Origin of the sequence: Streptomyces sp. NPDC046985 (assembly GCF_040644415.1) — a bacterium.
GTDB lineage: Bacteria > Actinomycetota > Actinomycetes > Streptomycetales > Streptomycetaceae > Streptomyces.
In genome coordinates this window covers 244,822-261,636 of record NZ_JBEYWK010000003.1, presented here as the reverse complement: position 1 = coordinate 261,636, position 16,815 = coordinate 244,822, and the positions used below count along the sequence as shown (strand labels likewise).

The following is a 16,815-nucleotide window of genomic DNA, read 5'->3' as shown; positions in this document are numbered from 1 at the left end:
GCACACCGCACCCGCGTCGCGCAGGTACGCGTGTACGGACGCCGCACGCCCGTGCGATGGTTGCGCCGGCTCGGTTCAGCGGGCCGCGCCGACCGGCTCCTCCGGCTCGGCGGCGCCCACGAAGGTCCGCCACAGCGCGGCGTACCGCCCGTCGCGGGCCAGCAACTGCTCGTGCGTGCCGTCCTCGACGACCCGGCCGCGGTCCATCACCACCACTCGGTCCGCGCGGGCGGCCGTGGTCAGCCGGTGGGCGACCACCAGCGTGGTGCGCCGGCCCGAGAGCCGTTCGGCGGCCCGGGTGACCCGGGCCTCGGTGGCCAGGTCCAGGGCGGCCGTCGCCTCGTCGAGCAGCAGGACGTCCGGGTCGACGAGTTCGGCGCGGGCCAGGGCGATGAGCTGGCGCTGCCCGGCCGACAGGTTCCGGCCGCGCTCGTCGACCTCGTGCAGGTAGCCGCCGTCCAGGGTGGCGATCATCTCGTGCGCGCCGACCGACCGGGCCGCCGCCTCCACCTCCGCGTCGGTGGCGTCGGGGCGCCCGTAGGCGATGGCGTCGCGCACGGTGCCCGGGAAGAGGTACGCCTCCTGGGGCACCACGCCGAGCCGGTGCCGGTAGGCGGTGAGGTCCAGCTCGCGCAGGTCCGTGCCGTCGACGGTGACCCGGCCGGCCGTCGGGTCGTAGAACCGGGCCACCATCTTGACCAGCGTGGACTTGCCCGCGCCGGTCTCGCCGACGAAGGCGACGGTCTGTCCGGCGGGGATGCGCAGGTCGACGCCGGACAGCGCCGCCTCCGCCGCGGCCCTCTCGCCGTCGGCCCCGTCGGCGGGCCCTTCGGCGGCGCCGTAGGCGAAGTGCACGTCCTCGAAGGCGACCTCGCCGCGCAGGGCGCCCACCGCGCGGGGCTCGGCCGCCTGGCGGGTGGAGGCCAGCTCCGTGAGCAGTTCCTGGATGCGGCCGAGGGAGACGGTGGCCTGCTGGTAGCCGTCGAACACCTGGGAGAGCTGCTGCACGGGGGCGAAGAACAGGTCGATGTAGAGCAGGTACGCCACCAGGGCGCCCGTGGTCAGGGTGGCCGCCTCGATCCGGCCCGCGCCCGCGATCAGCACCGAGGCCGACGCGACGGACGACAGGAACTGCACGAAGGGGAAGTACACCGAGATCAGCCACTGGCCCCGGACGCGGGCCCGGCGGTAGGAGTCGCTGCGCTCGGCGAACCGCCGGCCGCCGTCCCGCTCGCGCCGGAACGCCTGCACGATGCGCAGCCCGGCCACCGACTCCTGGAGGTCGGCGTTGACCGCCGACACCCGCTCGCGGGCCGCCTGGTACGCCTTGACGCTGGCCCGGCGGAAGAAGAAGGTGGCCACGACCAGCGGCGGCAGCGTGGCGAAGACGACCAGGGCCAGTCCGACGTCGATGATCAGCAGCGCGACCATGATGCCGAAGAAGGTGACGACGGAGACGAACGCGGTGACCAGGCCGGTCTGGAGGAACGTCGACAGCGCGTCCACGTCCGTGGTCATCCGGGTCATGATCCGGCCGGTCAGCTCGCGCTCGTAGTAGTCGAGGCCGAGCCGCTGGAGCTGGGCGAAGATCTTCAGGCGCAGCGTGTACAGGACCCGCTCGCCGGTGCGTCCGGTCATCCGGGTCTCGCCGATCTGCGCCGCCCACTGCGCGATCACGGCGACCAGGCCGAGCAGGGCGGCCGCCCAGACGGCGCCCAGGGCCGCGCGGGTGACGCCCTGGTCGATGCCGTGCCGGATCAGCACGGGCAGCAGCAGGCCCATCCCGGCGTCCACGGCGACGAGCAGCAGGCTGACCAGCAGGGGAAGCCCGAAACCGGCCAGGAGACGGCGCAGGCCGTAGGAGTCCTCGGCCCGCACGGCCCGCTCCTCGTCGACGCCGGGGGCGTCGTCGGCGGGCGGCAGCGCCTCGACCTGGGCGAGGAGCTGCGGGGTGGCGGGGGACCCGGACAGGGCGTAGTCCTTCGGCGCGCGGTCGCCGCTCCACAGCCGCGGGGTCACCCCGCGCTCGGCGCAGAACTCCGCGTCCAGCTCGTCCTGGACGGAGGTGTCCTCCGGGGGCGCGGCGGGCGGCGTGTGGCCCGGGGAGACGCCGCCCAGCTCGTCGGGGTCGGTGAGCAGGGCGCGGTAGAGGGCGCAGCGCTCTTGCAGCTCGTCGTGCGTGCCGATGTCGGCGAGGCGGCCGTGGTCGAGGACGGCGATGCGGTCGGCCAGGCCGAGGGTGGAGCGGCGGTGGGCGATCAGCAGCGTGGTGCGCGCGTCGGCGGCGGTCGCGGGGCTGCCGTCCGGCGAGCGGCTGCCGTCCGGCGCGGGGCTGCCGGTGCGGCTGCGCATGACCTGTCGCAGCGCCTCGTGGATCTCGTGCTCGACCCGCGCGTCCACGGCGGAGGTGGCGTCGTCCAGGACGAGCAGGCGCGGGTCGGTGAGGATCGCGCGGGCGAGGGCGACGCGCTGACGCTGGCCGCCGGAGAGGGTCAGGCCCTGTTCGCCGACCGTGGTGTCGTAGCCGTCGGGCAGCTCGCGGATGAAGCGGTCGGCCTGGGCGGCGCGGGCCGCGGCCTCGATCTCCTCGGCGGTGGCGCCGGGGCGGCCGTAGGCGATGTTGGCGCGGACGGTGTCGGAGAACAGGAAGGAGTCCTCGGGCACCAGGCCGATCGCGGCGCGCAGCGAGTCCAGGGTCAGCTCGCGCACGTCGTGCCCGCCGACGAGGACGGCGCCGCGGGCGACGTCGTAGAAGCGCGGCAGCAGCAGGGAGATCGTGGACTTGCCGGAGCCGGAGGCGCCGACGACGGCCAGGGTCTCGCCGGGGCGGATCTCGAAGGACAGGCCGTCCAGGACGGGGCGCCCGTCGGCGTAGCCGAAGGAGACGTCGTCGAACTCGACGGTCGCGGGCGCGTCCGCCGGCAGCTCCCTGGTCCCCTCGGTGAAGGTGGGCTCGGTGTCGATCAGCTCCAGGACGCGTTCGGCGCCCGCCCGTGCCTGCTGTCCGACGGTGAGCACCACGGCGAGCATCCGGACCGGGCCGACGAGCTGGGCCAGGTAGGTGGAGAACGCCACGAACGTGCCGAGCGTGATGTGCCCGCGCACGGCCAGCCAGCCGCCGAGCGCCAGCATGGCGACCTGGCCGAGGGCGGGCACGGCCTGGAGGGCCGGGGTGTACCTCGCGTTCAGCCGGATGGTCCGCAGCCGCCCGGCGAACAGCCTGCGGCCGACCGACCGCAGCCGCGCGGTCTCCTGGTCCTCCTGCCCGAAGCCCTTCACCACCCGGACGCCGCTGACCGCGCCGTCCACCACCCCGGCGACGGCGGCGGCCTGCGCCTGCGCGTACCAGGTGGCCGGGTGCAGCCGGGTGCGGCTGCGCTTGGCGATGAACCACAGGGCGGGCGCCACGGCGAGCGCGACCAGGGTCAGCGGCGGCGACAGCCAGGCCATGATCGCCAGGGAGATCAGGAAGAGCAGCACGTTGCCGATGGTCATCGGCAGCATGAACAGCAGGCCCTGGATGAGCTGGAGGTCGCTGGTGGCCCGCCCGACGACCTGCCCGGTGGACAGCTCGTCCTGCCGTCGCCCGTCGAGCCGGGTGATCGTCTCGTACATCTCCGTGCGCAGGTCGTGCTGCACGTCCAGGGCGAGGCGGCCGCCGTAGTAGCGGCGGACGAAGGTCAGCGCGTAAACGACGAGCGCGGCGCCGATCAGGGCGCCCGCCCAGGGCGCCATGGTGCGGCTGCGGTCGCCGATCACGTCGTCGATGACCACCTTCGTGATCAGCGGGACCACGGCCATGACGCCCATCCCGGCGAGCGAGGCGCCGAGCGCGAGGACCACGTCCCTGGGATGACGCCACGCGTACCCGGCGAGTCTGCGCGCCCACCCTGGTGCCTCCGCCGCCCGCACTGCCACCTTGATGCCTCCCTGACGTCCTGATCTCCCGCAAGTGAGCAACGCGGGGGACGGCGGTTTTCATCCCCGCGGGTTTCCTCACCGCGCACTCGCGCGGGGACGCGACGCGATGCCTCGGGGACGCGGCGTCTCAGGCCTCGAAGTCGTACTCCAGCACGTACGCCGACGAGTCGAGCACCATCTCGTTTACCTCGACGGCGGCGCCGTCGGCGTCGAAGGCGGTACGGGCGATCAGCACCACCGGCACGCCCGGCGGCAGCTCCAGCCGCCCGGCCTCGTCCTCGGCGGGCATGCGGGAACGGATCTCCTCACGGAAGCGCACCGGTCTGCGGCCCAGGTCCGCCAGCCGGGCGTACACGCCGCCGGGCCCGGTGTCCGGCCGGGTGATCGGCGTACCGGCGACAAGGTCCGCGGGCAGATGCGACGCGGCCAGGAGGACCGGCTTGCCGTCGAGGGTGTAGCGGCGCCGGCGGACGCAGACCCGGTCGCCCTCGGCCAGGTCCAGGACGCCCGCCACCACGGCCGTCGGCGCCTCGACGCTGACCTCGACCGAGTCGACGACGAGTTCGCGGCCCGCGACGTCGGCCTCCCAGACCGACCGGCCCGCGCCCCACCGCGCGTGCGCGAGACGCTCGGCGCCGCGCCGCCGGACGGGCCGGAAGTCCCGCACGAAGACCCCGGCGCCCTTGCGGGCCTCCACGATGCCCTCGGCCTGGAGCACGCCGAGCGCCTGCCGGGCCGTCATCCGCGCGACGCCGTACGCCGCCATCAGGTCGTTCTCCCCGGGAAGCCGCTCACCCGGCCCGTACGCGCCCGCTTCGACGGCCGTCCGCAGCTCAGCCGCGATGCGCTGGTACTTGGGCTGACGCCCCGACTCCCGGCTGCTCATCCGCGCCTCTCCTCTGATCATCTCCCGGCATCCTAGGCGCCGCGGGTCACGCCCTACAGCCGTACAACGACTCGATCCGAGCGATTCCGCTCACATCTCTAGAGATGCACACGGAGATCGGCCTGAGCTGCTTTACTCAGTGCCACATCTCTAGAGATGTGGCTGCATCATCCCCCGCTGACTCGCGCTGGAGGCAACTGTGACCCCGTACTCCGCACCCTCACCGGACGCCTCGGGCCGGGAGCCGGCAGAAATCCAGTGCCAGTTACCGCGCAGCTCGCGCAGCCCGCAGCGCGCCCGCGCGCTCCTTCGCCACCAGCTCGTGGAGTGGGGCATCGGATGCGACGTGTCGCTTGTGGCCGAACTGCTCATCTCCGAGCTGGTCACCAACTCGCTGCTGCATGCGCGGGTGCCCGCCGGGCGCGAGATCGGGGTGCGTATCGCCCGGTACGACGGGCTGCTGCGGGTGGAGGTATCCGACGCGAACGCCGCTCGGCCCGAGTTGAGGGAGCCGACCGCCGAGGACGAGCACGGGCGCGGTCTCGCCCTCGTTCAGGCACTCGCCCTGCGGTGGGGGTGCTGTCCCCGCCGCAACGGCATCGGCAAGGCGACGTGGGCCGAGCTGCGACTGCCCCGGTGAGCTTCAGTCGGCTGTCGCCTCAGCCGGTGTGCGTCGGGGCGAACATGCGGAGGACCGCCGGGAGGACGATGACTGACGGGCCCGGGGTGGTGAGGGCCTTGGTCAGGTCGGATTGCAGGGTTTGCGGGGTCGTGTGGGCGCCGGGGACGCCGAAGGAGGCGGCCAGGGCGGCGAAGTCGGGGCGGGTGAGGTCGGTGGCCGTGGGCTGGCCGAAGGCTTCGGTCATGTACTCGCGGAGGATGCCGTAGCCGCCGTCGTCGACGATCAGCCAGGTGACGTGCAGGTCGTGCTGGCGGGCGGTGGCCAGTTCGGCGATCGAGTACAGGGCGCCGCCGTCGCCGGAGACGGCCAGGACCGGGCGGGTGGGGTCCGCCGCCGCCGCGCCCAGAGCGGCCGGGAAGGCGTAGCCGAGGCCGCCCGCGCCCTGGGCGGAGTGCATGGTGTTCGCGCCCTTGGGGTCGAAGGCCGACCAGGCCCAGTAGGCGAGGATCGTCATGTCCCAGAAGGAGGGGGCGCCGGCGGGCAGGGCGCGGCGCACGGCCGCCAGCACGTCCTGCTCCAGGGTGAGGTCCTGGGCGGCGATCCGTTCGCGGACCCGGGCGAGCACGGCGCGCACCCGCTCGGGCGCGGTGGCGTCCGCGCGCTCGGGCGCCGTCTCCCGCAGCGCCTGGAGGGCGAGGCGGGCGTCGGCGTGGATGCCGAGGGCCGGGTGGTTGGACTCCAGCTTGCCGAGGTCGGCCTCGATCTGGATCACCCGGCCGCGCGGGGCGAACGTGTGGTAGTTGGAGGAGAGTTCGCCCAGGCCCGAGCCGACGACCAGCAGGACGTCGGCGTCCTCCAGGAAGTCGGTGGTGTGGCGGTCCTCCAGCCAGGACTGGAGGGACAGCGGGTGCTCCCAGGGGAAGGCGCCCTTGCCGCCGAAGGTGGTGACGACGGGAGCGTTCAGCCGCTCGGCCAGCGCCCTCAGCTTGCCCGAGGCGTCGGCGCGGACCACGCCGCCGCCCGCGATGATCGCCGGGCGCTCGGCGCGCGCCAGCAGGTCGGCGGCCACGGCGGTCAGCTCGGGGCGCGGGACCAGCTCGTCCGGGGTGGCGTCCACCGCCGTGACCTGCGGAAGGCTGGTCTCGGCGAGCAGGACGTCCTGCGGGATCTCCACCCACACCGGGCCGTGCGGGGCGGTGAGCGCCGACTTCCAGGCCGCCACGAGGGCGGACGGGATCTGGGACGGGGTGCGGACCGTGTGCACGGACTTCACCACGCCGCGGAAGGAGGCCGCCTGGTCGGGCAGTTCGTGCAGGTAGCCGTGGCGTCCGCCGCCGAGCCCGGCCGCCGGGACCTGGCTGCCGATCGCCACGACCGGCGCCGAGGCGGCCGCCGCCTCCTGGAGCGCGGCCAGCGAGGTGAGCGCCCCGGGACCGGTGGACAGCAGCAGGGGCGCCGCCTCGCCGGTGATCCGGCCGTAGGCGTCCGCCGCGAAGCCCGCGTTGTTCTCCACGCGCAGGCCGACGTAGCGCAGGCCGGAGCGGCGCAGGGCGTCGAACACGCCGAGCGCGTGCTGGCCGGGCAGCCCGAAGACGGTCGTCGCGCCGAGCCCGGCCAGGGTCTCCACGACCAGGTCTCCGCCGGTGCGGCCGGCGGGAGGATGGAGGGCGGCCTCCGTCTGCGCGGGCGTCGGGCGGAGCACAAGGTCGTGGTCGTGCGTCACGGGGCTCAGTCTCCCTGGGGTCGCGCGGTCAGGCGGTGCGGGCCGCCGCGATCTGGCGGCTCATGAGGGTCGTCAGCTCGTACGCCGTGTGGGAGGCGGCCACCGACGTGATCTCCGCGTGGTCGTAGGCGGGGGCCACCTCGACGACGTCGGCCGAGACCAGGTTGCAGGAGGCGAGGCCGCGCAGGATCTCCAGCAGCTCGCGGGAGGTCATGCCGCCCGCCTCCGGGGTGCCGGTGCCGGGCGCGTGCGCCGGGTCGAGGCAGTCGATGTCGATGGAGACGTAGAGCGGACGGTCGCCGACGCGCTGGCGGAGCTGGTCGGCGACCTCGTCGGCGCCGCGGCGGTAGACGTCGGCGGAGGTGACGATGCCGAAGCCCATCTTCTCGTCGTCGGTGAGGTCCTGCCTGCCGTACAGCGGGCCGCGGGTGCCGACGTGGGAGAGCGCGGAGGTGTCGAGGAGGCCCTCCTCCACCGCGCGCCGGAACGGGGTGCCGTGGGTGTACTCGGCACCGAAGTAGGTGTCCCAGGTGTCGAGGTGGGCGTCGAAGTGCAGCAGGGCGACCGGGCCGTGCTTCTTGGCGACCGAGCGCAGCAGCGGCAGCGCGATGGTGTGGTCGCCGCCGAGGGTCATCAGGCGGGCGCCGGTTCCGAGCAGGTCGTCGGCGGCGGCCTCGATCGTCTCGACGGCCTCGTTGATGTCGAACGGGTTCACCGCGATGTCGCCGCCGTCGGCGACCTGGGCCAGGGCGAACGGGGAGGCGTCCTGCGCCGGGTTGTAGGGGCGCAGCAGCCGGGACGCCTCGCGGATGGCGTTGCCGCCGAAGCGGGCGCCGGGCCGGTAGGAGACGCCCGAGTCGAACGGCACGCCCACCACGGCGACGTCGGCGGTCCCGACCTCGTCGAGGCGGGGCAGCCGGGCGAAGGTCGCGGGGCCGGCGTACCGCGGGATGCGGGAGGAGTCGACGGGGCCGCGGGGCGTCTCGTTGGTGCTCATGGGCGATGCCTTCTTTCTCACGCTTCGTCGCGCGTGTACTGCTTTCCGACCGACTCTACTGGTGCGCCGGGACCGGTTCGGACACGAGTTCGGCGCCGCGCCCGGCGGGGCGTTCCCTCCGGACGGCGAGGACGGCCCTCGTCGGCGGGCCGGGTCGCCGGGGGACGGCGCCGCGGGCCGCGTGCCTGCCAGTGAGCGGGACGCGGCTGCGGCGCGCGGGGACGTCCGCCCGTACCCACGGCTTGCGGCGCGCGGGGCCGTCTGCCCGTACCCGCGGCTGCGGCGGACGGGGACGTCCGCCCGTCCCGCGGCCGCCGGTCCGGACCCGACCGACCTTATGTGGTCGGAGAGCGACTGCGAACTGTACGTTTCGTCCATTCGAGCGCGCCGGGAAGGGAAGAAACGCACACCATGCCGGACGCCCGGACCCCGGCGCCCCTCGCGCCGCCGCCCACCCCGCCCGTGCCGCTGTCGGCCCTGCTGGCCCGGGAGGACCTGGACGCCCCGGACGTGCGCAGGAAGCTGTGGTTCGCACTGCGGCGTAGCTGACCGCCGCGGCCCCGGCGAGGTCGTCTCCCCGCGCGAGGGCGGGGCCCGGACACCGGGCGGCGCGAAGGCCGGGGCACAGGATGCCTGTTCAGCCGACTGCTCCGCCGTGCCCGCGGGGGCGAGTGGCCGCATGCGTCGGCCCACCCCGCCGCCGTGGACAATCACGTTCCTCCGATTGTCCACAAGCCTTGGCCCTGGACAATGCCGCGCCTAAAAACTGACGTGCTCACCGGCAATCGGGACGACGGCCAAGGCGCGGTAGCCCCTTCGCAGCATTCGGAGGACGCATCGCCGTCGCTGCGACGCCCGCTCCACCGGTAAAGCGACATCGTCCTCGGACAAGGAGACGCCATGCCCAGGAACCGCCACGCCGCAGCCCTGACTGCGGCGAGTCTCATGCTGCTGACCACCGGCTTCGGCCTGTTCAGCGGCGCCAGCCAAGCCTCGGCCGCCGTTGCGGGCTGCAACGGAGGCAGTTGCGTGGGCCACGACCCGTACACGTACGGCTGCCCCGTGACGTCCACGACGACCGCCACCTACACCAGCGGCGCCGCGACCGTCACGCTGTACAACCGGTACTCCAGCACCTGCAACAGCAACTGGGCGGAAGCCGTCGAGAACTCGGCGGCGCAGCAGGCCGGCTGGGGCGAGGACCACTCGATCTTCGCCATGAGCAGCAACCAGCCGAACGCCTCGGCGCTGCAGAAGTCCTGCTTCCCTGGCCCGAGCAACACCGGGAGCAGTTGGGAGGAATGCAACGGGACCGAGTACTACGGCGCGACCGGATGGCCGGCGTGGACGGACATGGTCGACGGCCACCACTACACCTGGGCGCTCCTCAGCGTCTGGGACCGCTCGCACCACTTCCTCAAGCAGATCCAGGCCAACCAGTAGGAACCCGCCCGCGATCCACAACATGAGGGGCCGCCGTACGGTCACGAGGCCGGCCCTGTGCGCTGCCGCACGGCTCGGATCAGGACTCAGGGCCCCTGCACCAGCGTCATCGGCGCCGTGCAGGGGCCCGTACGGCGAGGCAGGGCGTGAACCGACACACGATGCGAGGCATCGAGTCGTCGAACGACTGCCCGGCCGACCTCGAACTCCACACGGTCCCGCGAAAGACAGGCGTCGGCCCGCCCAAGGCGACGGACGCCTGCCGAGCTTCCGGCCGCGCCCGGCTCACCGCGCCGGTGGGGGCGGGGACGAGCGGCGGTCGGTGGAGAGGATGGGCAGGCAAGGGGTCTGTCCTTCGGCGGACATGCTCTCGTTGGTCGCCTCGAAGCGCGCACCGGCGACGACGCAGCCGAGACCGGCCAGCAGAAACCCGGAGTACGACTGGTCGACGTGTCCCATCGTCCAGGTTTCCTGAGTGCTGTCGGCTGGGCGTCGCGTCCATACGGTGGTGGCCCCGGCGCTGCTGTCCTGAAGGTCCGTGTCGATCACCGGAGCTGGGTCGAAGCGGGCCCAGGCCCCCGCGCAGCGCGTTGAATAACGCAAGGTCACCGTGCCGACCCGAGTTCCTTTCAGAAGTCGGCGGCCGCGAAGGGTGAGCGGGCCTTGAAGCCGCACTGCCGCGACGTCCAGGTTTTCCGCGTCCTTTCCGCATCCGGCCAACTGCGGGTCAGTGCCGTCGGTCGGCGGCAAGGTCGCGTTCACGGCCTTATCGGTGCGGTGGAAATCGGCTATCCAGGACAGGCCGAAGCCGGCGAGCGCCGCCGCGAGCGCCAGTGCGAGGGCGGATCTCCACCGGGGGCGCCGCCACCCCAGAGCCTCCGTGACGAGCACGGCGTCCTCACCGCCTCGCACCCGGTCAGTTTCGGACACCCGAGCCGGAAGTCGGCTGCTCAGGACGTCCACCAGCCCGGGACGACGCTCGACCAGCGCCGTGCCCGGCACGTGAGCGCTCCGCACGACCTCCGCCTTCGTGTGCGCCCACCTCTCTTGCCAGTAGTCCCAGTCTCCCCCGCACGCCCGCACGAACTCTCTGGTCACCGCTTCGGAAGGCATATTCCGGCCAGCTACGGCCGCGGCAAGCGCGCTTTTGGAAACCGCACAGCGACGCGCCATCTTCCAGAAAGGAAGATCGCCCGCCAGAGAGCGCAAAGCGCGCAATTCACACGCGAAACGCGCCACTGGCCCACTTTCAGGCGATAAAGGACGCATCCCTCGGCCCACGTCCACCCCTCCCCCTCACGAAAGCCTCTGCCGCGTCATTATCCACGAAAACTTCCCGCGGTCACCGCTGACGCCGTGGGGTTACTCAGCCGTTCTCCCACCACTCCCCGTGAACATGAATTCCAGCCACTATTCTCCTCTTCGCAGGCAAAGGCGAGAGGGGCATTGTTCGCACAGTCTCACCTGTGGGCGAAGCCATTTCGGATATGGGCGTCGACAAGAAGCGCGGTGGACAGAGGGAGGTGCCTGCCGAACCGGTCCGCCCACGCGGCGAGCCGCGCCCCGCGCCTGCGGCGTACGCCCCGCAACGCGGCGTGACCCGTGTCCCAGCGGCCGGGACACCGCAGACGGCGGCGGATCACTGCCTCACAATGGGCAGCATGCCGATATCCGGGACACCCAGCCGCGCCGAACTCCTCGACCACCTCGTGCGGACCCGCATCGCCGGGGACGTCGCCACCCCCCGCGAGAACAACCTCGCCCACTACCGCAGGCTGTCCAACGGCGACCGCGGCTACTGGCTCGGCCTGGAACTCGGCGACCGCTGGAGCGACGAGCAGGACGTGCTCGCGGTGATGGCGGAGCGGGTCGGCGTCCACGACGACCCGGAGCACCGCCACGGCCAGGACACCATCGACCCCGAGCTGACCGTGGCCGCCCTGGAGCGGCTGGCCGCCCGGCTGCGCAAGGCGGCCGACGGCAGGCAGCGGGTGCTCTTCGCCACCGGCCACCCCGGCGGCCTGCTCGACGTGCACCGCGCCACGGCCGCCGCGCTGGGCGCCGCGGGCTGCGAGATCGTCGTCATCCCGGAGGGGCTGCGGACGGACGAGGGCTATGTAGTGCAGTTCGCCGACGTGGCGGTCCTGGAGCACGGCGCCACGCTGTGGCACACCCACTCGGGCGAACCGATGCGGGCGATCCTCACCGGCCTGGAGCGGGAGGGCCGCCCGCTGCCCGACCTGGTCGTCGCCGACCACGGCTGGGCGGGCCGCGCCGGGCAGTACGGCGTGGACTCCGTCGGCTACGCCGACTGCAACGACCCGGCCCTCTTCCTGGCCGAGGCGGAGGGCACGGTCCAGGTGACGGTCCCCCTGGACGACCACGTGATCAGCCCCCGCCACTACGACCCGATGACGGCGTACCTGCTGGACCAGGCCGGTCTCGCGAGCGCCTGACGGCCCCGCCGGGAGGCCGGACCCAGGCGGCCTGGGGCTGGGGGCTGGTTGCCGACGCGGGGCCAGCGGGATTACAGGGCTAGGCGTCTACGGGGCTACAGGTCCCGGCGGGGGACGCGGACCACGCCCTCCTGGATCACCGAGACGGCCAGCCGGCCGTCCCGGGTGTGGATGCGGGCCTGGCCGAGACCGCGGCCGCCGGACGCGGACGGGGACTGCTGGTCGTACAGCAGCCACTCGTCGGCGCGGAACGGCCGGTGGAACCACATGGCGTGGTCCAGTGAGGCGCCCACGACGTCGCCGACCGCCCAGCCGCCCCGGCCGTGCGCGAGCAGGACCGAGTCCAGCAGCGTCATGTCGGAGACGTAGGTGGCGAGGACCACGTGCAGCAGGGGCTGGTCCACGGCGCCGTCGAGCTTGCCGTTGGTGCGGAACCACACCTGGGAGTGCGGCTCGCGCGGCTCGCCGAACCTGCCGTACGGCGGCTCGTCGACGTAGCGCAGGTCCACAGCCTCCCGGGCCTCCAGGAACCGCTCCACCACCTCGGGCGCGAGGTGGTCGTAGCAGCGCATCCGCTCCTGCCCGGTGGGCAGGGTCTCCGGGTCCGGCGCGGACGGCATAGGAGCCTGGTGGTCAAGGCCCTCCTCGTCCGTCTGGAAGGACGCCGAGAGGTGGAAGATCGGCTGCCCGTGCTGGACGGCGACCACCCGGCGGGTGGTGAAGGAGCGGCCGTCGCGGATGCGGTCCACCGTGTAGACGATGGGCGCGCCCGGGTCGCCGGGACGCAGGAAGTAGGCGTGCAGCGAGTGCGCGTGCCGGTCCACGGGCACCGTGCGCCCGGCGGCGACCAGCGCCTGCGCGGCGACCTGGCCGCCGAACACGCGCGGGACGACGGCGGAGCGCGACTGCCCGCGGAAGATGTCCCGCTCGATCCGCTCCAGGTCGAGCAGATCGAGCAGGGACTGGAGTGCCTGGCTCACGGGTGCTACAGACCCATGTCCTTGGCGATGATCGACTTCATGATCTCGCTGGTGCCGCCGTAGATGCGGTTGACGCGGTTGTCGGCGTACAGGCGGGCGATCGGGTACTCGTTCATGTAGCCGTAGCCGCCGTGCAACTGGAGGCAGCGGTCGATGACGCGGTGCGCGACCTCGGTGCAGAACAGCTTGGCGGAGGCGGCCTCGGCGGGGGTCAGCTCGCCGGCGTCCAGGGCCTCGGTGGCCCGGTCGGCGACGGCCTCGGCGGCGTCCACCTCGGACTGGCAGGCGGCCAGCTCGAACTTGGTGTTCTGGAAGTGGGCGACCGGCTTGCCGAAGACCGTGCGGTCCTGCACGTACTGCTTGGCGAAGCGGACGGCGGCCTTGGCCTGGGCGTAGGCGCCGAAGGCGATGCCCCAGCGCTCGGAGGCCAGGTTGTGGCCGAGGTAGCGGAAGCCCTTGTTCTCCTCGCCGAGCAGGTCCTCGACGGGGACCTTGACGTCGACGAAGGCCAGCTCGGCGGTGTCGGAGGTGCGCAGGCCCAGCTTGTCGAGCTTGCGGCCGACGGAGTAGCCCTCGGACTTGGTGTCCACGGCGAACAGCGAGATGCCGTGCCGGCGGTCCTCGGCGCTGGGCGCGGAGGTGCGGGCGCACACGATCACGCGGTCGGCGTGGACGCCGCCGGTGATGAAGGTCTTGGCGCCGTTGAGCACGTAGTGCGTGCCGTCCTCCGACAGCTTGGCGGTGGACTTCATGCCCGCGAGGTCGGAGCCGGTGCCGGGCTCCGTCATCGCGATGGCCCACATCTCCTCGCCGCTGACGAACTTCGGCAGGTAGCGCTTCTTCTGCTCGTCGGTGGCGAGCATCTTGATGTACGGGAGGGCGAGCAGCACGTGCACGCCGGAGCCGCCGAACTGCACGCCCGCGCGGGCGGTCTCCTCGTACAGGACGGCCTCGAACTTGTGGCTGTCCAGGCCGGCGCCGCCGAACTCCTCGGGGACGTTGATGCCGAAGAGGCCCAGCTCGCCGAGCTTGTAGTAGAACTCCCGCGGCGCCTGACCGGCGGCGAACCACGCGTCGTAGACCGGCACGACCTCGGCCTCGATGAAGGCGCGAAGGGTCTCCCGGAATGCCTCGTGATCCTCGTTGAACACCGTACGGCGCACGCCGCCACCTCCACGACCTCGGCTGTCTAAGCGCTTGCTCATATCAACGTACCGGCGAGTAAGCGGACGCGTAAAGCCCGGCGGCCGTAACGCTCGTCACGCGAACGGCGCATCGGGGGCGGGAGCGGTCGCGCGGGGGCGGGTGCGGCACCTCGGGCGCGGTGGGGCGCGGGCGGGCGCGGGTGTGCTCGCGCGGGCGCGGTGAGGCGCGGGCGGGTACTGGTGTGGACGTGCGGGCGCGGTGGGGCGCGGGCGGCGCCCCGCTGGACGCCGTCCCGGTCCGGTCGGCGTCAGTCCGTCGCGGGGGCCGCCGCGGCGAACGCGCCTCTGGCCATCCGGTGCAGCAGCTCCGCCGTGGCGCCGCGGCCCGGCAGGACGCCGCGACGGCCGAGGTGGGGGGTGGAGTTGAGCAGGCCGAAGACCGAGTGGACGGCCGAGCGGGCGGCCGGCTCCGCGAGGTGCGGATGCACCTCGCGGACCACCTCCACCCACAGCTCGACGTACTGTCGCTGCAACTGGCGCACGAGCTTGCGGTCGCTGTCGCGCAGGCGGTCCAGCTCCCGGTCGTGCAAGGTGATGAGGGGACGGTCGTCGAGCGCGAAGTCGATGTGCCCCTCGATGAACGAGTCGAGGACCGCCTCGGGGCCCGGCAGCCCGTCCGCCTCCGCCAGTCGCCGCTTCGCCCCGGTCAGCAGCCGTCCGCTGATGCCGACCAGCAGCTCCGCGAGCATCGCGTCCTTGCCCGCGAAGTGCCGGTACAGGCCCGGCCCGCTGATGCCCACCGCGGCGCCTATCTCGTCGACGCCGACGCCGTGGAAGCCGCGTTCGGCGAACAGCCGCGCGGCCTCGTTGAGGATCTGCTCGCGGCGGGTGGGGGCGTCGGTTCGGGTGGCCATGAAAACAATTCTAGACAGGGACGTTAGCGCTCGTTAACCTGAAGGGCGTGGGTTAACGCTCATTAACCGCAGACCACGTCGACCACAGGGTGAGGGGACTGCACGGATGCACGAGGCACCGGAGCTGACGAGCGCGGCCGACCCCGCGTCGGCGGCCTGGCGGGCCAACGAGTCGGCGCATCGCGCGCTCGTCGAGGAGCTGCGCGGCAGACTCGCCGCGGCCCGGCTCGGCGGCGGCGAGAAGGCGCGGGCCCGGCACACCGCGCGCGGCAAACTGCTGCCGCGCGACCGGGTGGACGCGCTGCTCGACCCTGGCTCGCCCTTCCTGGAGCTGGCCCCGCTGGCCGCCGAGGGGATGTACGAGGGACAGGCCCCGGCCGCCGGGGTCATCGCCGGCGTCGGCCGGGTCTCCGGCCGCGAGTGCGTGATCGTCGCCAACGACGCCACCGTCAAGGGCGGCACCTACTACCCGATGACGGTGAAGAAGCACCTGCGGGCCCAGGAAGTCGCCCTGGAGAACCGGCTGCCCTGCCTCTGCCTGGTCGACTCCGGCGGCGCCTTCCTGCCCCTCCAGGACGAGGTGTTCCCCGACCGCGAGCACTTCGGGCGGATCTTCTACAACCAGGCCCGGATGTCCGGCGCGGGCATCCCGCAGATCGCCGCCGTGCTCGGCTCGTGCACCGCCGGCGGCGCCTACGTCCCGGCGATGAGCGACGAGGCCGTGATCGTCCGCGACCAGGGCACCATCTTCCTGGGCGGCCCCCCGCTGGTGAAGGCGGCCACCGGCGAGGTCGTGACCGCGGAGGAGCTGGGCGGCGGCGAGGTGCACGCGCGGACCTCCGGCGTCACCGACCACCTCGCCGAGGACGACGCGCACGCGTTGCGCATCGTGCGGAACATCGTCGCCACCCTGCCCGCGCGCGGGGCGCTCCCCTGGGAGGTGACCGAGGCCGTCGAGCCCAAGGTCGACCCCTACGGGCTGTACGGCGCGGTGCCGGTCGACTCCCGCACGCCCTACGACGTCCGCGAGATCATCGCGCGCGTGGTCGACGGCTCGCGGTTCGCCGAGTTCAAGGCCGAGTTCGGCCAGACCCTGGTCACCGGGTTCGCCCGGATCCACGGCCACCCGGTGGGCATCGTGGGGAACAACGGCATCCTGTTCTCCGAGTCCGCCCAGAAGGGCGCCCACTTCATCGAGCTGTGCGACCAGCGCGGCATCCCGCTGCTGTTCCTCCAGAACATCTCCGGATTCATGGTGGGCCGGGACTACGAGGCGGGGGGCATCGCCAAGCACGGCGCCAAGATGGTGACGGCGGTGGCCTGCACCCGGGTCCCCAAGCTGACCGTGGTGGTCGGCGGGTCCTACGGCGCGGGCAACTACTCGATGTGCGGCCGGGCCTACTCCCCCCGCTTCCTGTGGATGTGGCCCAACGCGAAGATCTCGGTGATGGGCGGCGAGCAGGCCGCCTCCGTGCTCGCCACCGTCAAGCGCGACCAGATCGAGGCGCGCGGCGAGGAGTGGGCCGCGGAGGACGAGGAGGACTTCAAGGCCCCCGTCCGCGCCCAGTACGAGCGCCAGGGCAACGCCTACTACGCCACCGCCCGGCTGTGGGACGACGGCGTGATCGACCCGCTGGAGACCCGCCAGGTGCTCGGCCTGGCCCTGACCGCGTGCGCCAACGCCCCGCTGGGCGACCCCCAGTTCGGCGTCTTCCGGATGTGAGGGGG

At 73.0% G+C, this 16,815-nt stretch carries 13 protein-coding genes; 5 read left to right on the top strand and 8 right to left on the bottom strand.

The window, feature by feature from the left end:
• Positions 1-75: 75 nt before the first annotated feature.
• The gene (locus ABZ861_RS05720; protein WP_361624184.1) at positions 76-3,918 is read right to left on the bottom strand and encodes an ABC transporter ATP-binding protein; all 3,843 of its coding nucleotides are present in this window, start codon (positions 3,916-3,918) and stop codon (positions 76-78) included.
• A gap of 130 nt (positions 3,919-4,048) precedes the next feature.
• Entirely contained in the window at positions 4,049-4,807 is a 759-nt protein-coding gene (locus ABZ861_RS05715) for a GntR family transcriptional regulator (protein WP_361624181.1), read from the bottom strand.
• 199 nt (positions 4,808-5,006) lie between these two features.
• On the opposite strand from ABZ861_RS05715, the gene ABZ861_RS05710 reads away from it, so the two are divergent.
• Positions 5,007-5,447 carry an ATP-binding protein gene (locus tag ABZ861_RS05710; protein WP_361624178.1) on the top strand — a complete coding sequence of 147 codons (441 nt, stop codon included), beginning with the start codon at positions 5,007-5,009 and terminating at the stop codon, positions 5,445-5,447.
• A gap of 19 nt (positions 5,448-5,466) precedes the next feature.
• Here the strand turns inward: ABZ861_RS05710 and ABZ861_RS05705 are convergent, their stop codons facing one another.
• Together ABZ861_RS05705 and speB are read right to left on the bottom strand one after the other, a co-directional pair.
• Positions 5,467-7,152: a thiamine pyrophosphate-binding protein gene (locus ABZ861_RS05705; protein ID WP_361624175.1), complete on the bottom strand. Its 1,686-nt coding sequence runs from the start codon at positions 7,150-7,152 to the stop codon at positions 5,467-5,469.
• A 28-nt stretch (positions 7,153-7,180) separates the two neighbouring features.
• On the bottom strand, positions 7,181-8,149 hold the full coding sequence (gene speB, locus ABZ861_RS05700; RefSeq protein ID WP_361624172.1) for an agmatinase: 969 nt from the start codon (positions 8,147-8,149) through the stop codon (positions 7,181-7,183).
• Positions 8,150-8,560: 411 nt separating this feature from the next.
• Here speB and ABZ861_RS05695 point away from each other — a divergent pair, with 411 nt between their 5' ends.
• Both ABZ861_RS05695 and ABZ861_RS05690 read left to right on the top strand, forming a co-directional pair.
• Positions 8,561-8,698: a hypothetical protein gene (locus ABZ861_RS05695; protein ID WP_361624169.1), complete on the top strand. Its 138-nt coding sequence runs from the start codon at positions 8,561-8,563 to the stop codon at positions 8,696-8,698.
• 351 nt (positions 8,699-9,049) lie between these two features.
• Positions 9,050-9,592 carry a DUF2690 domain-containing protein gene (locus tag ABZ861_RS05690; protein ID WP_361624166.1) on the top strand — a complete coding sequence of 181 codons (543 nt, stop codon included), beginning with the start codon at positions 9,050-9,052 and terminating at the stop codon, positions 9,590-9,592.
• A gap of 285 nt (positions 9,593-9,877) precedes the next feature.
• Here the strand turns inward: ABZ861_RS05690 and ABZ861_RS05685 are convergent, their stop codons facing one another.
• On the bottom strand, positions 9,878-10,831 hold the full coding sequence (locus ABZ861_RS05685) for a DUF2690 domain-containing protein (RefSeq protein ID WP_361624163.1): 954 nt from the start codon (positions 10,829-10,831) through the stop codon (positions 9,878-9,880).
• 422 nt (positions 10,832-11,253) lie between these two features.
• Between ABZ861_RS05685 and ABZ861_RS05680 the strand changes: the two genes are divergently transcribed.
• Positions 11,254-12,048 carry a phosphatase gene (locus ABZ861_RS05680; RefSeq protein WP_361624160.1) on the top strand — a complete coding sequence of 265 codons (795 nt, stop codon included), beginning with the start codon at positions 11,254-11,256 and terminating at the stop codon, positions 12,046-12,048.
• Positions 12,049-12,143: 95 nt separating this feature from the next.
• Here the strand turns inward: ABZ861_RS05680 and ABZ861_RS05675 are convergent, their stop codons facing one another.
• The 3 genes from ABZ861_RS05675 to ABZ861_RS05665 all read right to left on the bottom strand — a co-directional run bounded on the left by ABZ861_RS05675 (position 12,144) and on the right by ABZ861_RS05665 (position 15,087).
• Positions 12,144-13,028, bottom strand: coding sequence for an acyl-CoA thioesterase II (locus ABZ861_RS05675; protein WP_361624157.1), 885 nt, complete (start codon positions 13,026-13,028; stop codon positions 12,144-12,146).
• Positions 13,029-13,033: 5 nt separating this feature from the next.
• Entirely contained in the window at positions 13,034-14,191 is a 1,158-nt protein-coding gene (locus ABZ861_RS05670; RefSeq protein WP_361624154.1) for an acyl-CoA dehydrogenase family protein, read from the bottom strand.
• Positions 14,192-14,481: 290 nt separating this feature from the next.
• Positions 14,482-15,087, bottom strand: coding sequence for a TetR/AcrR family transcriptional regulator (locus ABZ861_RS05665; RefSeq protein WP_361624151.1), 606 nt, complete (start codon positions 15,085-15,087; stop codon positions 14,482-14,484).
• Positions 15,088-15,193: 106 nt separating this feature from the next.
• On the opposite strand from ABZ861_RS05665, the gene ABZ861_RS05660 reads away from it, so the two are divergent.
• Positions 15,194-16,810, top strand: a complete 1,617-nt coding sequence (locus tag ABZ861_RS05660) for a carboxyl transferase domain-containing protein (protein ID WP_361624148.1) — start codon at positions 15,194-15,196, stop codon at positions 16,808-16,810.
• The last annotated feature ends 5 nt before the right edge of the window (positions 16,811-16,815 follow it).